This is a genomic window from Cupriavidus sp. GW823-FHT07A04 (genome assembly GCF_058794615.1).
This window is the reverse complement of the sequence record NZ_JBXAHA010000001.1, coordinates 418,941-432,850: the sequence shown is the minus strand read 5'-3', so window position 1 is coordinate 432,850 and position 13,910 is coordinate 418,941. Positions and strand designations below refer to the sequence as shown.

Sequence of the window (13,910 nt, the reverse complement as noted above, 5' to 3'; positions counted from 1 at the left end):
TATTCGCAGCGCGCCCTCAGTCCTGCGTGCCGGCACGTTCGCGCGTGGCGCGCACAGGCTGGCCCCAGCGGTCGCCCGCGCCCTGGCGCGCCAGCGGAAACTCGGCCGGCGCGTTGGCATCCCACTCCGGATCGTTGATCTCGCCGAAGACCTGGCGCAAGCGTTGCCCCCAGGTATCGCGGATCATGCGGAAGTAGGCGTTCTTCTCGTCAATGTTGACAAAGCGGGTCACGCGCAGCGAATCGCCTTCGTAGACCAGCAGGTCCAGCGGCAGGCCTACCGAGATATTCGACTTCAACGTGGAGTCCATCGAGATCAGCGCACACTTGGCTGCCTCGCCCAGCGGCAGCGTCGGCTCGACCACGCGATCGATGATGGGCTTGCCGTACTTGGCCTCGCCGATCTGAAAATAGCAGTTCTCGGGGGTGGCCTCGACGAAATTCCCGGCGGCGTACACATGGAACAGGCGCACGCGTTCGCCGCGGATCTGGCCGCCGAAGATCAGGCTCACATTGAACTCGATGCCGGCCTCGCGCAGCGCGTGGGCGTCGTGCTTGTGCACCTGGCGCACCGCGTCGCCAACGATGGCGGCCGCCTCGAACATATCGCGCGCCGTCCACAGCGAGCGCTTCTCATCGCGGCCCTCCGCCAGTATCTGGCGCACCGCCTGGCTGATCGCCAGGTTGCCCGCGGTCAGCAAGACCATCACCCGGTCGCCCGGCTCCTCGAACACGGTCATCTTGCGAGCGGTCGAGATCGCATCGACACCGGCATTGGTGCGCGAATCGGAAAGGAACACCAGCCCGGCATCCAGCCGCATGGCTACACAGTACGTCATGATCTTGTCTTGTAATGGTGCACATTCACGCCTGGCGCTTCGCCAAGCCTGTCGCCCGGGCCAAGGCCGCATTCTAGCGCCGCGCCGGTGCGCCCGGAAACGTGCGGCACGCCCGTTTTTGGTGCACGGCGCACCGCTTCATTCACTGCAACGGCGCAATGGCGATCTCGACCGCCAGCCGCTCGCCGCTGCCGCCTTCGCGAATCCCGCGCACCGGTGCAGCCATGCGATAGTCACGCCCGACCGCCAGCCGGATATGGCGCGCGTCGCTCAGGCAGCCGTGGGTCACGTCGATGCTGCACCACAACTCCTTGCCGGCATCCACGCAGACATCGGCCCAGGCATGGCTAGCCAATTCCGACGCGGCCGGGTCATAGAAATAGCCGCTGACGTAGCGCGCCGGCACGCCCAGGGCCCGGCAGCATGCCACCATCACCTGCGCCTGGTCCTGGCAAACCCCGCTGCCCAGTGCGAATGCGTCGCTGGCCGAGGTGTCCACATCGGTGCTATCTGACCGGTAGCGCACCCGCCCGGCGATGCCATTGGCCAGCGCCAGCAGCGCGGGCACCGTCGCCCCCGCCGCCAGGTAGGGCGCGGCAAAACGCACCATCTCCGGCTTGGCGGCGGTCAGCGGCGTGCCGCCAAGGTAATACAGCGGCGACACACGCGCCTCGCCAGCCGGCGGCGCATCGCAAAAGAACGGCCCGTCCGCATCCATTGGCGGCGTAACATCGACCACGCCGCTGGCCTCGATCACCAGCGTATGTGCTGGCCCGGCCACAGTGAAGCTGTGCACGATATTGCCGAAACCGTCACGCGCCTCGGACAGGTTGCCGGGAACGGACAACTGCCATTCCTGCACGGCCTGCAGCGGGCCCGAGCGCGGCGCGAGCCGCAGTTCGTGCACGCTGCGCAGGACCGGCTCGGCATAACGGTAGACCGTCTTGTGGTGAATCTTGTATTTCATGATGTGGCGAGGCCGGCACAACCTCCCCACTTCATATAGGTCAGGCAGCGAGCAGCGGCACGAGGAAATCCCGGCTGATGCCGTTGCCGAGGTCGCCGATGCGCTCCAGGAAACTGGTCAGGTAAGCATGCAGCCCGACGGCGAAGATGTCGTCGATGCGCGCATATTTCAAATCGGCGTGGAGTTTACCAGCCTGGCGCTCGGTCTCCGAAGAAAGGTGGTTGCCCACCAGCGCCAGGATCGACACCACCTCGTCCATGCTGGACACCAGCGAGCGCGGCATGTCGGGGCGCAGCACCAGCAGTTCGGCCACGCGCTCGGGCGTGATCACGGTGCGATACACCTTGCGGTACACCTCGAATCCCGACACCGAGCGCAGGACAGCCGCCCAGTGATAGAAATCGTTGGCGTCGCGATTGGGATCGCTATCGTCGACCGTGCTGGCCTGGAACTTCACGTCCAGAATCCGCGCGGTATTGTCGGCGCGTTCCAGGAACGTGCCCAGCCGCATGAAGTGGAAGGCATCATCCTTGAGCATGGTGCCAAACTGCACGCCACGGGCAAGGTGGGAGCGGAACTTCACCCACTCGAAGAACTGCGAAGGATCCTCGCGCAGCACGCCGTCGGCGATCATGCGCTGCACGTCGAGCCAAGTGGTGTTGATGGTCTCCCAGACCTCGGTGGTCAGCGAGCCGCGCACGGCGCGGGCGTTCTCGCGGGCCGCGCGCAGGCAGCTCATGATGGACGAGACATTGGTCATGTCGCGCACCATGAAGTCGATCACGTCGTCGCGCGTAAGCAGGCCGTACTTCTCGTCGAACACCGTGGTCAGCTCGGAGATATCGAGCATGGCCCACCAGCCTTGCTCCGCCACTTCCGCGGATTGCGGCAGCAGCGAAGTCTGGTAGTTCACGTCCAGCATGCGCGCGGTGTTCTCCGCGCGTTCGGTATAGCGCGCCATCCAGAACAGATGGTCGGCGGTGCGGCTAAGCATGGTCAGTCCCCTCGTACAGCGCTGTTCGCCCGCGCGCCGCCGGCAACGCGGCGGCCAGCGCGGGAATCACAAACAATCCTTGCGTGCGCCGCGCGTCAGCGCTCCAGCACCCAGGTGTCCTTGGTGCCCCCGCCCTGCGAGGAGTTGACCACCAGCGAGCCTTCGCGCAGCGCAACGCGGGTCAACCCGCCCGGCACCATGCGCACATCCTTGCCGGACAGCACGAACGGACGCAGGTCGATGTGGCGCGGCGCGATCCCCGATTCGACATACGTCGGGCAGGTGGAAAGCGCCAGCGTGGGCTGCGCGATGTACTGCTCGGGACGCGCGCGCACGACCTCGCGGAACGTATCGATCTCCGCGCGCGTGGCGGCAGGCCCCACCAGCATGCCGTAGCCGCCGGCCCCGTGGGTTTCCTTGACCACCAGTTCGCTCATGTGGTCCAGCACGTACTGCAGGTCGTCCGGGCGGCGGCACATGTACGTCGGCACGTTGTTGAGGATCGCTTCCTCGCCAAGGTAGAAGCGGATCATGTCGGGCACGTAGGGATAGATCGACTTGTCGTCGGCCACGCCCGTGCCAATGGCGTTGCAGATGGTGACGTTGCCCGCGCGGTAGACCGAGAGCAGCCCCGCCGCGCCCAGCGTGGAATCCGAGCGGAACACCAGCGGGTCGAGGAAGTCGTCGTCGACCCGGCGGTAGATCACGTCGATGCGCTGCGGCCCCTGGGTGGTGCGCATGTAGAGGTGCTCGTCCTGTACGAACAGGTCGCTGCCCTCGACCAGTTCCACGCCCATTTGCTGCGCCAGGAAGGCATGCTCGAAGTAGGCGGAGTTGTACATGCCGGGCGTGAGCACCACCACCGTGGGATCGGCGATGTTCTGCGGCGAGACGCCGCGCAGCATGTCGAGCAGCAGGTCGGGATAGTGCGCCACCGGCGCCACGCGATTGCGCGCGAACAGGTCCGGGAACAACCGCATCATCATCTTGCGGTTCTCCAGCATGTAGGACACGCCGGAGGGCACGCGCAGGTTGTCTTCCAGCACGTAGAACTCGCCCTCGCCAGCGCGCACTACATCGATGCCCGCCACATGGGCGTAGATATCACGGGGCACGTCGATGCCGAGCATCTCGGGGCGGTACTGCGCGTTGTTGTAGATCTGGTCTGGCGGGATCACACCGGCGCGGATGATGTCCTGCCCGTGATAGATATCGTGGATGAAGCGGTTCAGCGCCGACACCCGCTGGCGCAGGCCGCGCTCGAGCGTTGCCCACTCGCTGGCGGGGAAGATGCGGGGAATGACATCGAACGGGATGGTTCGTTCGGTGCCGCTGTTGGACTCGTCTTTTTCACCGTAAACGGCAAACGTGATGCCCACGCGCCGGAAGATGAGATCCGCTTCGGCGCGCTTGTTGTCCATGGTGCCTTCGGACTGGCGCGCCAACCAATCCGCGAACTGCTTGTAATGCCCCCGCACGGCACCTGCCGGCAGGGACTCGCCCGCGTGGATTGCTGCTGCCACGCCATCTTGCCAATCGAGCATCTCGTCGAAAAACCGCGCCGCCATGATGGCCGTTCCCCCATGATTTGGGTGCCGCCCAAACTGCCGGCTATCCCGTTTTGATTGGCTTGTTGTTCCCGGCACAGCACCTTGAGATCACCACCCGAGGCCCGGCGGCTTGGCCGCGGACCATCTCGTCATGCTTCGAAGTGCTGTCCCTATAGGATACCTATGACCACGAAAGCCGCAAGCGGCAGGCATTCGCGCCATCAAACATGGATAAGCAAGATGTCTGCCAGCCTTCGCTTCGGGCCAGCCTTGGCATCGGTTCAGCGGGCGATCGCCGCGCTTTTTTCTGCCTGCACTCCGGCCAGGATGCGCTGCACCAGCGCCTCCGGCGTCTGGCGGATATCGAGCACCAGGGCGTCGCGCGGCTCCTCCAGGGTCTCGAACTGGCTCTGCAGCAGGGCGGGATTGAAGAAGTGGTCGCTGCGCTCGGCCAGGCGGCCGCCAATGACCGTAGCATCGCCCTTCATGTAGACAAAGGTCACGCCGCCATCGGCGGGCGTCAGGCGGTCGCGGTAGGTTTGCCGCAGCGCGGAACAGGTAAAGACGTGGGTGCGCCCCTCGGCGCGGGCCGCATCGATCGCCGCGCGCATCGCGGCCAGCCAGGGCCAGCGGTCGTCGTCGGTCAACGCGATGCCGTTGTGCATCTTCGCCTTGTTGGCGGCGCTGTGGAATTCATCGGCATCGTGGAAGCCGCATTGCAAGGTCTTGGCCAGCAACTGGCCGACCGTGGTCTTTCCGCTGCCGGAAACGCCCATCAGGATGTAGATCATGTCTGCTCCAATGATCATGTTCGGATGGTTTTCCCATCCTTGTCGGTAGTCCCCGCGCCGGCGGCCGGTCGGCTCCGCAAGCGTTCAGCCATGAAGCCATGATAGGACCCGCACGGGCCGGCTCGGGGTCGTCTCCGCCAGCCATCGGCTGCCGGGGACACAAATGACACAAATTTAAGGGGCGCTGCCTATTGTGCGACGGCCGCGCCCGTTTGGACAGCGCCGGGCGCGTCGGCCTCGGAGAGGTCCAGCGCGCTGCCGCCCTCCTCCGCGATCCGCGCGTTGCGGCGGAACAGCCCGAACAGGCCCCGGCCGACGCTGAAATTCGTAAAGGCGTCGTCCGGCAGCACGGCTGAAGCACGCGTGGCCAGGTCGCCGTCGCCATTCGCGGCGCCAAGCCATTCCAGCGTGCCTGCAACGGCGTCCACGCGGATCCGGTCGCCGTCACGCACGCGCGCCAGCGGGCCGCCGGCAAGTGCCTCAGGCCCCACATGAATGACCGCCGGCACCTTGCCAGAAGCGCCGGACATGCGGCCATCGGTCACCAGCGCAACCTTGTGGCCGGCGTCCTGCAGCGACCCCAGCACCGGGGTGAGACGGTGCAGTTCTGGCATGCCGTTGGCGTTGGGTCCCTGGAAACGCACGACCGCGATCATGTCGCCCGTGAACTCGCCGGCTTCGAACGCGGCTTGCAATTGCTCTTGCGAGTCGAAGACGCGTGCCGGTGCTTCGATCACCCGATGCTCATCCGCCACCGCCGACACCTTGATCATGCCGCGGCCAAGATTGCCTTGCAGCAGGCGCAAGCCGCCCTCGGTGGAGAACGGCTCGGCCGCAGTGGCCAGCACCGTGGCATCACCGCTGACGGCGGCGCCGTCGCGCCACTGCAGCACGCCGTCGATCATCACGGGCTCTTGCGTGTAACGGGCCAGGCCACGCCCGGCCACGGTTTCCACGTCCTCGTGCAGCAACCCGGCGCTGAGCAGCTGGCGAATCACGTAGGCCACGCCGCCCGCGGCGTGGAAGTGATTCACGTCGGCCGAGCCGTTGGGGTAGACACGCGCCAGCAGCGGCGTGATGCGCGAGAGGCGGTCGAAATCATCCCAGTCGATGAGGATGCCCGCCGCGCGCGCCATCGCCACCAGGTGGATGGTGTGGTTGGTCGAGCCACCCGTGGCCAGCAGGCCGACCACCGCATTGATCACCGCGCGCTCGTCGACGATGCGCGCCAGAGGCAGGTAGTCGCCGCCCCGCGCCGTCAGGGCCAGCGCACGTTGGGCCGCGGCGGCGGTGAGCGCGTCGCGCAGGCCGCTGTCGGGATGCACGAAGGCCGCGCCCGGCATATGCAGGCCCATGATTTCCATCAGGAACTGGTTGCTGTTGGCGGTGCCGTAGAAGGTGCATGTGCCGGCGCCGTGATAGGCCTCGCACTCGGCCTCCAGCAAGGCTTCGCGGCCAACCTGGCCGGTTGCGTATAGCTGGCGCACGCGCGCCTTTTCCTTGTTGGACAAGCCCGTCGACATCGGCCCGGCCGGCACGAACACCACCGGCAGGTGGCCGAACTGCAGCGCGCCCATCAGCAGGCCCGGCACGATCTTGTCGCACACGCCCAGCATGACCGCGGCATCGAAGGTGTTGTGCGACAGCGAGACCGCCGTGGCCATCGCAATGGCATCGCGCGAAAACAGCGACAGTTCCATGCCGGCATTGCCCTGCGTGATGCCATCGCACATCGCCGGCACGCCGCCCGCCACCTGCGCCACGGCGCCAACGGCACGCGCGGCCTCCCGGATCACGCCGGGATAACGTTCGTACGGCTGGTGGGCCGACAGCATGTCGTTGTACGCGGTAACGATGCCGAGGTTGGCAGCATGCTCGACCCGCAGCTTGAGCTTGTCGTGCGTGGGCAGCGCGGCCAGGCCGTGCGCGAGGTTGGCGCAGGACAGCCCGCGCAAGGGGCCCAGCTCCTGCTGGGCGCGTTCGCAACGCGCGAGATAGGCGGCGCGGCTGCGCTGGCTGCGCGCGATCACGCGCTCGGTGACGGCGTGGACTTCGGCGTGGAGGGCTTTTGACATTGGGGGGAGTTCCTGGTCGTGATGCCTGATCGTATCCGGGAGGACTGGGGGGACTTGCGGTCGCTATTGTTTGTAGATTTTCTACATTATATCGAAAGCCAATTTGAAAACACCATGCGCGCACATCACAAAGCGCTTTATTCATGGCATATTTAGCGCACATAGGTGAAATCCCTACCCGGTAGTCACGCTGAAGCCGCGATGACCCCGCCTCTGATTATGTAGAATATCTACATGCCGCTCGATCCGTCGAGCCACGGATTCCGGGGCCAAAGCCAGAACAACTCCCCGGCACAGACAGCCCATCCCTGCCCTACCATGCGCGACCGAATTCTTGCCGTCTACGACACGCTTCGCCCCTCCGAACGCCGCCTTGCCGACTATGTCGCCCGCCACGGCGCCAGCGTGATCCGCTTGTCGATGCCCGAGCTGGCCGAGCGCGCAGGCGTATCCCAGCCCACCATTGCGCGCTTTTGCGCGGCGCTGGGCTACGACGGCTTTCGCGAGTTCAAGCTCCAGTTCGCCCAGAACGTGGGCGGCGGCACACCCTTCGTGCACCAGGACGTCAAAGCCGAGGACCGCCCCGCCGATATCGCTGGCAAGGTGTTCGACCGCACCATCGCCACCCTGATGACCGTGCGCAACGCATTGTCGGCAGACCAGATCGAACATGGCATCCAGCTGCTCGCCGCAGCCAGGCGCATCGAGTTCTATGGCTGCGGCAACTCGGGCATCGTCGCCCTGGATATCCAGCACAAGTTCTTCCGCCTCGGCATGCCGACCGTTGCCTACTCGGACTCGCACGTCTTCAGCATGTCGGCGGCGCTGCTCGGACCCGGCGACGTGGCCGTGCTGGTCTCCAACAGCGGGCGCACGTGGGACATGCTGGCCGCCGCCACGCTCGCCCGCGCCAGCGGTGCCAGCGTGCTGGCGCTGACCCACAGCGGCTCGCCGCTGGCCGCGCTGGCGGACGTCTGCGTGTTCTCGGACGTGGAGGAAGACAGCGAGGTCTACACGCCGATGACCTCGCGCATCTGCCACCTGGTGCTGGGCGACGTGCTGGCAGCGGGCGTCGCCCTTGAGCGCGCCGACACCGTCTCCGCCGGCCTGCAGCGCGCCAAGGCGCACCTGCGCGAGCGCCGCATCGCGCAGGCCGAGCCCGCGCATCTCAGCGAGGCGCAGGCGGCGCCGCGCGCCAGTAGCGCCGCGCGTGCTGGCGGTAGGCCTGCAGCGCGTAAGACTCGCCGCGCGTCGTAAGCTGGACCGCGCCGGTCTCGTCGCTGCGATAGCGGGCGATCTCGTGCGAACCGTAGCGGTCCCAGATCTCGGGCCGGGGATGCCGGTGGCGGTTGCGGTAGCCCACCTGGAACAGCGCGACCTCCGGTGCCACCACGGCCAGGAACGCGCCGCTCGATGAGGTGTTGCTGCCGTGATGCGGCACCTGCAGGAAATCCGCGCGCAAGTCTTGCGTCGACAGGCGTGCCAGCAGCGCCGCCTCGTCACGCCGGCCGATATCGCCGGTCAGCAGCAGGCTGCGCGCGCTGCCCGCCACCTTGAGCACGCAACTGCGCGCATTGCTGTCGATGGCGGCATTCTGCGCGATGCCCGGCAAGGGATGCAGCATGGCAAAGCGCACGCCGTCCCACTCCCACTGCTGCCCCGCCTCGCAGGGCTGCGCTTCCAGGTGCGCAGCGCCCGCCGGCGGCACCAGCAACCGATGTCCCGCCGGCGCGCCCGATAGCAGGCTGTCCACCGGCAGCGCCGCCATGATGTCGCGCGCACCGCCAGCATGATCCGCGTCTTCATGGCTGATCACCAGCGTGTCCAGCCTGCGCACCCCAGCGCCGCGCAAGAACGGCACGATATCGCGCGCGCCGGCGCTGTTGCCCAATTCGCCACGCGCGGCACCCCAGCCGTAAGCCGGCCCGGCATCGTAGAGCAGCACGCGCGAGCGCGTTTCCACCAGTACCGCCGTGCCTTGCCCGATATCGATCGCGGTGGCGCGAAACTCCCCGTGCGCCACCGGCTGCCGCCCCGCCAGCACCATCGGCAACAGCAGTACCACGCCATGCAGGCGCGCGCGCAAGCCACAGGGCACGGGGGCCAGCAACAGCAGCGAGCCGAGCACCGCCAGCGCCAGCGCCGCCGGCCCGGCGCGCGCGGCCTGCCACACCGCCCACGGCGGCGCCGACAGCCACTCCAGGCCCAGCACCAGCCAGTGCAGCAGCAGATGCGCAGGGCTGAGCAGCCAGCCCGCCAGCGGCGCGGGCACCGCCGCCGCCAGCAAGGCCATCGGCGTCACCAGCAGGCTGACCAGCGGGATCGCCGCCGCATTGGCCAGCGGCGAAATCACCGAGACCTGCTGGAACAGCAGCAAGGTCAGCGGCACCAGCCCGATCGTGACGGACCATTGCGTGCGCGCCGCCTGCGCAAGGCTGGCGCGAACACGCTGCCAACGCGTCAGCGCGGACTGATTGGCGGGTTGCGCCGCGGCCAGGAAGATCACGCCCACCGCGCCGAACGAAAGCCAGAACCCGGGCGACAGCACCGCCCAGGGGTCGAGCCCGATCGCCACGAACGCCGCCCAGGCCAGCACCAGCGAGGCCGGCGGCGTGCGCCCGCTCCAGAGTGCCAGCGCCGCCACCACCAGCATCGACACGGTGCGCAGCGCCGGCACCTGCATGCCCGCCAGCAGGCCGTAGACGAGGGCTGCAATCACCGCGCCCACCAGCGCGGCGCGCCGCGCCGGCCACCACAGCGGCAAGGGCCGCGGCAGCCATCGCCCGAGCCCGAACGAATGCCGCCACAGCCAATGGACGAAGCTGGAGAACAGGCCGGAAATCATGGTGATATGCAGGCCGGAAATGCTGATCAGGTGGCCGATGCCGGTGCGTGTGAACAAGATCCAGTCCCGCTGCTGGATGCCGTGCTGATCGCCAACCACCAGGGCCGCCAGCACCGGGGCGAAGCGGGCATCGGGTGGCAGGCTTTGCAAGACGTGATCGCGCACCTGCGCCCGCCATCGCGCGATCCGCCACGCGAGCCGTTCGCCGACAGCGTCCTGCGGCTCGCCGATGGCATCGCGCACGTAGCCAGTCGCGCCAAGCGCGGCCGCCATCAGCCAGAATTCGTAATCGAAGCCATGCGGGTTGGCCAGGCCATGGGGCTGCCGCAAGCGCACGGTGAAGACGTAGCGCTCGCCCGGGCGCAAGCCGGCCGGGGCATCGTCCCAGCCCAGCAAGACGCGGGGCGGCATGCCCGCCGCATCGTCAAGCGCGAACACGAAGCGCTGGCCGCGCGCGGCCTGCGCCGGCAGCCCGGCCACCACGCCACTCACCTGCAGGTCGACCCCTTCCAGCCCAGGCGCCAGCCGCTCTGCCAGACGAGCCTCGGCGCGCCACGCCGAACAGCCGAAACCAGCCAGCAGCGACAATACGATCCAGGCCACCCGCGCCCAGCCAGGCCGGCGCGTGCGCAGGCACAGCGCGAGCGCGGCCGCCAGCAGCCCGGCAGCCGCCAACACCCACGCTGCGCCGCCACGCGGCAGCGAGCCTTGTTGCTGCAACCACCAGCAGCCCGCCACGAAGGCGAGCAAGAACAGACGCATGCGGACTCCCCCAACGGGCAGATGGGATATCGGATGCGTCTGCTTATACGGCCGTTACCGGCCGCCAGACTCGTCAGGATGAAACGGATTGGTTGCCGATTGTTTCGGCCGGGGCCAATGCAGGCAATGCCGGGGGAAACATGGTTGACGCGAACGCGCCCAGCCGCGGCAAGGCCGCCACGGAGTTGCGCCACATCGCCTGCGCCAGCGGCGCGGCATCCAGCCCGCGCAACTCGCCCAGCACGCGCGCCACGCCGGCCACTTCGGCAGGCGTGTTGCGCGCCTTGTGCTGCTCGCCGAACTGGTCGTCGGACAGCCAGGCGGGCGCGATGTCGGGTGCGTCGGTTTCCAGCACGATGGCGTCGAGCGGCAGCTCCGCCGCCAGGCGCCGGATCTGGTTGGCGCGGCTGAAGGTCAGGTTGCCGCCGAAGCCCAGCTTGAGGCCCTGGTCGATAAATCCCCGCGCCTGCTGCACGCTGCCGTTGAAAGCATGGGCAATACCCTGGCGCACGCCGATGCGGCGCAACTGGGCCGCCACCTGGTCCTGCGACTTGCGCACATGCAGCAGCACTGGCAAGTCCAGCTCGCGCGCAATCTTGAGTTGCTCGGCATAGATCCAGGCCTGGTGCGCGGCATCAAGGCCGGGCACGAAGAAATCGAGCCCGATCTCGCCGATGCCAACGAAGCGCGGATCGGCCAGCGAGGCTTGCGCCTCGTTGCGCAACGCATCGAGGTCGGCCTGCCCCGCGCCCGGCGTGCACAGCGGATGGATCCCCAACGCGTAGACGCAGCTAGCGTGGCGATGCGCCAGCGCCCGCACCGCGGCAAAATTCGACACGGCCACCGCCGGCAGCACGATGCCCGTCACCCCCGCCGTGGCAGCGGCGGCGGCAACGGTGTCACGGTCGGCATCGAATTCGCCGGCGTCGAGGTGGCAATGCGTATCGATCCACATGGCGGGTTCCGCTGGTTCAGCGCTCGCGGTGGATATGCCCATCGCGCAATCGCAGCACGCGATCGCAGCGGCTGGCCAGGTCGAGGTCGTGGGTCACGATCACAAAACTGGTGCCCAGCGTGCGCGACAGTTCCAGCATCAGGTCGTAGACGCCGCCCGCGGTATGGTCGTCCAGGTTGCCGGTGGGCTCGTCGGCCAGCACGCAGGCCGGGCCGCCCACCAGCGCGCGGGCGATCGCCACCCGCTGGCGCTCGCCGCCGGACAGCTCGCCGGGCCGGTGCTGCGCCCGGTCGCCCAGGCCCACGCGCTCCAGCACCGTCATCGCCGCCGCGCGCGCCTCGGGCTGGCGCAGCCCGCGGATGCGCATCGGCATGGCCACGTTATCCAGCGCGGTGAACTCGGGCAGCAGGTGGTGGAACTGATAGATGAAGCCCAGCTCGCGGTTGCGCACGATATTGCGCTCGCTCTCGCGCAGCGCGGTGAAAGGCCGGCCCTTCAAGGCGACCCGCCCGCTGTCCGGGTTGTCGAGCCCGCCCAGCACATGCAGCAGCGTGCTCTTGCCGGAACCGGAAGCGCCCACGATGGCGACTTTCTCGCCCGCATCCACCCGGACATCCACGCCCTTGAGCACGGTCACGTCCAGGCCGCCCTGGCGGAAACGCTTGGTCAGGCCCTCGGCCAGCAGCACCGGCATATCCGAGCCGGCCTTGCCAACGGCGTCTGCGGCATTGCCGGCCGGTGCGGCGTGCATCAGGGTTTCACTCATAGCGCAGCGCCTCCGCCGGGTTGACGCGGGCAGCACGCCAGCTTGGGTAGAGCGTGGCCAGGATGGACAGCACAAAGGAGACGATACCGATGGTCGCAATGTCGTTCACGCGGGGATCCGAGGGCAGTTCGCTGATGAAATAGATGTCGCGCGGCAGGAACTGCACATGCAGCAGCCGTTCGATAAAGGGCACGATCACATCGATGTTGAAGGCGATCAAGGCGCCGCCGGCAACCCCCGCCAGCGTGCCGATAAAGCCGATGGCAACGCCCTGCACGATAAAGATCTTGGTGATCGAGCTCGGCTGGGCGCCCATGGTGCGCAGGATGGCGATGTCAGCCTGCTTGTCCGTCACAGTCATGACCAGCGTGGACACCAGGTTGAAGGCCGCCACCGCGATGATCAGCGTCAGGATGATGAACATCATGCGCTTCTCGGTCTGCACCGCGGCAAACCAGTTGCGGTTCTGCTTGGACCAGTCCCGCAGGTAAAGCTCGCCCGAGAGCGTGCCGGCCAGTTCGTCGGCCACCTGGGGGGCGCGCTGCATGTCCGTCAGTTTCAAACGCACGCCGGTGGGCCCGGCGAGGCGGAACATGGCTTCGGCGTCGCGGATATTGATCAGCGCCAGCGCGTTGTCGAACTCGAAATGGCCGGACGAAAACACGCCCACCACCGTGAACTGCTTGAGCCTCGGCAGCACGCCGGCCGGCGTGATGGTGCCCTGCGGCACCACCAGCGTGACCTTGTCGCCCACCTGCACGCCCATCGCGTTGGCCAGCTCATTGCCCAGGGCGATGCCGAACTCGCCCGGAAGCAGGCGCTCCATGCTGCCGCCCCGGAACTGCTTGCCGATATCGGAAACCTTGGGTTCTTCCGAAGGCTCGACCCCACGCAGCAGCACGCCGCGCACGGCGTCCTCGCGAGTCAGCATGGCCTGCGCGGCCACATAGGGCGCAGCACCGATCACTTCCTTGTTGCGCATCGCCTCGGCGGCGGTCTTCTGCCAGTCGGGCAGCGCCCCGGGGCCGACCACCTCGATGTGCGACAGCACGGAGAGCATGCGATCCCGCACTTCTTTCTGGAAACCGTTCATCACCGACAGCACCACGATCAGCGCCGCCACGCCCAGCGCAATGCCGAGCATGGAAATCATCGAGATAAAGGAAATAAAGGTGTTGCGGCTGGCGCGCTTGCTTGCGCGGGTGTATCGCCAACCGATCTGCCACTCGTAAGGAAAGTTCAAGAGGGTTCCTGTTGTTAAGGAGAAACGCCGGCGCCACACCGCCGACGCCGCTGATGACTTGCTGGCCGCACACCCGGGGCGCCGCTCGCGCCACTGTCGCAACCGGGCCGGGGACGATATTTCC

At 67.4% G+C, this 13,910-nt stretch carries 11 protein-coding genes; 1 reads left to right on the top strand and 10 read right to left on the bottom strand.

The annotated features are described in order from the left end of the window. Nucleotides 1-16: 16 nt before the first annotated feature. From AC1Q7Q_RS01995 to edd, 6 genes are all read right to left on the bottom strand, one after another. The gene (locus tag AC1Q7Q_RS01995) at nucleotides 17-838 is read right to left on the bottom strand and encodes a proteasome-type protease (protein WP_193692133.1); all 822 of its coding nucleotides are present in this window, start codon (nucleotides 836-838) and stop codon (nucleotides 17-19) included. Nucleotides 839-980: 142 nt separating this feature from the next. After that, entirely contained in the window at nucleotides 981-1,805 is an 825-nt protein-coding gene (locus tag AC1Q7Q_RS01990; RefSeq protein ID WP_492372678.1) for a transglutaminase family protein, read from the bottom strand. A 40-nt stretch (nucleotides 1,806-1,845) separates the two neighbouring features. Next, nucleotides 1,846-2,799: an alpha-E domain-containing protein gene (locus AC1Q7Q_RS01985; RefSeq protein ID WP_441633667.1), complete on the bottom strand. Its 954-nt coding sequence runs from the start codon at nucleotides 2,797-2,799 to the stop codon at nucleotides 1,846-1,848. A gap of 95 nt (nucleotides 2,800-2,894) precedes the next feature. Next, nucleotides 2,895-4,367 (bottom strand): circularly permuted type 2 ATP-grasp protein, encoded by a 1,473-nt coding sequence (locus AC1Q7Q_RS01980; protein WP_492372679.1) that lies wholly within the window; start codon nucleotides 4,365-4,367, stop codon nucleotides 2,895-2,897. Between the two features lie 263 nt (nucleotides 4,368-4,630). After that, the gene (locus AC1Q7Q_RS01975) at nucleotides 4,631-5,140 is read right to left on the bottom strand and encodes a gluconokinase (RefSeq protein ID WP_492372697.1); all 510 of its coding nucleotides are present in this window, start codon (nucleotides 5,138-5,140) and stop codon (nucleotides 4,631-4,633) included. Nucleotides 5,141-5,328: 188 nt separating this feature from the next. Further along, a complete protein-coding gene (gene edd / locus AC1Q7Q_RS01970; RefSeq protein ID WP_492372680.1) occupies nucleotides 5,329-7,215 on the bottom strand; it encodes a phosphogluconate dehydratase in 1,887 nt (628 codons plus the stop codon). Between the two features lie 318 nt (nucleotides 7,216-7,533). Between edd and AC1Q7Q_RS01965 the strand changes: the two genes are divergently transcribed. Further along, nucleotides 7,534-8,472 (top strand): MurR/RpiR family transcriptional regulator, encoded by a 939-nt coding sequence (locus AC1Q7Q_RS01965; protein WP_416048083.1) that lies wholly within the window; start codon nucleotides 7,534-7,536, stop codon nucleotides 8,470-8,472. Here AC1Q7Q_RS01965 and AC1Q7Q_RS01960 read toward each other — a convergent pair. The 4 genes from AC1Q7Q_RS01960 to AC1Q7Q_RS01945 form a co-directional block, all read right to left on the bottom strand. Further along, nucleotides 8,384-10,822 (bottom strand): DNA internalization-related competence protein ComEC/Rec2, encoded by a 2,439-nt coding sequence (locus AC1Q7Q_RS01960; RefSeq protein WP_492372681.1) that lies wholly within the window; start codon nucleotides 10,820-10,822, stop codon nucleotides 8,384-8,386. The two genes, AC1Q7Q_RS01965 and AC1Q7Q_RS01960, sit on opposite strands and share 89 nt — an antisense overlap. A gap of 73 nt (nucleotides 10,823-10,895) precedes the next feature. Beyond that, nucleotides 10,896-11,777 (bottom strand): TatD family hydrolase, encoded by an 882-nt coding sequence (locus tag AC1Q7Q_RS01955; protein ID WP_492372682.1) that lies wholly within the window; start codon nucleotides 11,775-11,777, stop codon nucleotides 10,896-10,898. A 16-nt stretch (nucleotides 11,778-11,793) separates the two neighbouring features. Beyond that, nucleotides 11,794-12,543: a lipoprotein-releasing ABC transporter ATP-binding protein LolD gene (gene lolD / locus AC1Q7Q_RS01950; RefSeq protein ID WP_492372683.1), complete on the bottom strand. Its 750-nt coding sequence runs from the start codon at nucleotides 12,541-12,543 to the stop codon at nucleotides 11,794-11,796. After that, a complete protein-coding gene (locus tag AC1Q7Q_RS01945; RefSeq protein WP_150983847.1) occupies nucleotides 12,536-13,786 on the bottom strand; it encodes a lipoprotein-releasing ABC transporter permease subunit in 1,251 nt (416 codons plus the stop codon). The genes lolD and AC1Q7Q_RS01945 overlap by 8 nt, the downstream gene beginning before the upstream one ends. Between the last annotated feature and the right edge of the window lie 124 nt (nucleotides 13,787-13,910).

What these genes read in the sequence shown, in the direction of transcription:
- AC1Q7Q_RS01995 (WP_193692133.1), bottom strand. Translation starts at nt 838, where the DNA reads ATGACGTACTGTGTAGCCATGCGGCTGGATGCCGGGCTGGTGTTCCTT.
- AC1Q7Q_RS01990 (WP_492372678.1), bottom strand. Translation starts at nt 1,805, where the DNA reads ATGAAATACAAGATTCACCACAAGACGGTCTACCGTTATGCCGAGCCG.
- AC1Q7Q_RS01985 (WP_441633667.1), bottom strand. Translation starts at nt 2,799, where the DNA reads ATGCTTAGCCGCACCGCCGACCATCTGTTCTGGATGGCGCGCTATACC.
- AC1Q7Q_RS01980 (WP_492372679.1), bottom strand. Translation starts at nt 4,367, where the DNA reads ATGGCGGCGCGGTTTTTCGACGAGATGCTCGATTGGCAAGATGGCGTG.
- AC1Q7Q_RS01975 (WP_492372697.1), bottom strand. Translation starts at nt 5,140, where the DNA reads ATGATCTACATCCTGATGGGCGTTTCCGGCAGCGGAAAGACCACGGTC.
- edd (WP_492372680.1), bottom strand. Translation starts at nt 7,215, where the DNA reads ATGTCAAAAGCCCTCCACGCCGAAGTCCACGCCGTCACCGAGCGCGTG.
- AC1Q7Q_RS01965 (WP_416048083.1), top strand. Translation starts at nt 7,534, where the DNA reads ATGCGCGACCGAATTCTTGCCGTCTACGACACGCTTCGCCCCTCCGAA.
- AC1Q7Q_RS01960 (WP_492372681.1), bottom strand. Translation starts at nt 10,822, where the DNA reads ATGCGTCTGTTCTTGCTCGCCTTCGTGGCGGGCTGCTGGTGGTTGCAG.
- AC1Q7Q_RS01955 (WP_492372682.1), bottom strand. Translation starts at nt 11,777, where the DNA reads ATGTGGATCGATACGCATTGCCACCTCGACGCCGGCGAATTCGATGCC.
- lolD (WP_492372683.1), bottom strand. Translation starts at nt 12,543, where the DNA reads ATGAGTGAAACCCTGATGCACGCCGCACCGGCCGGCAATGCCGCAGAC.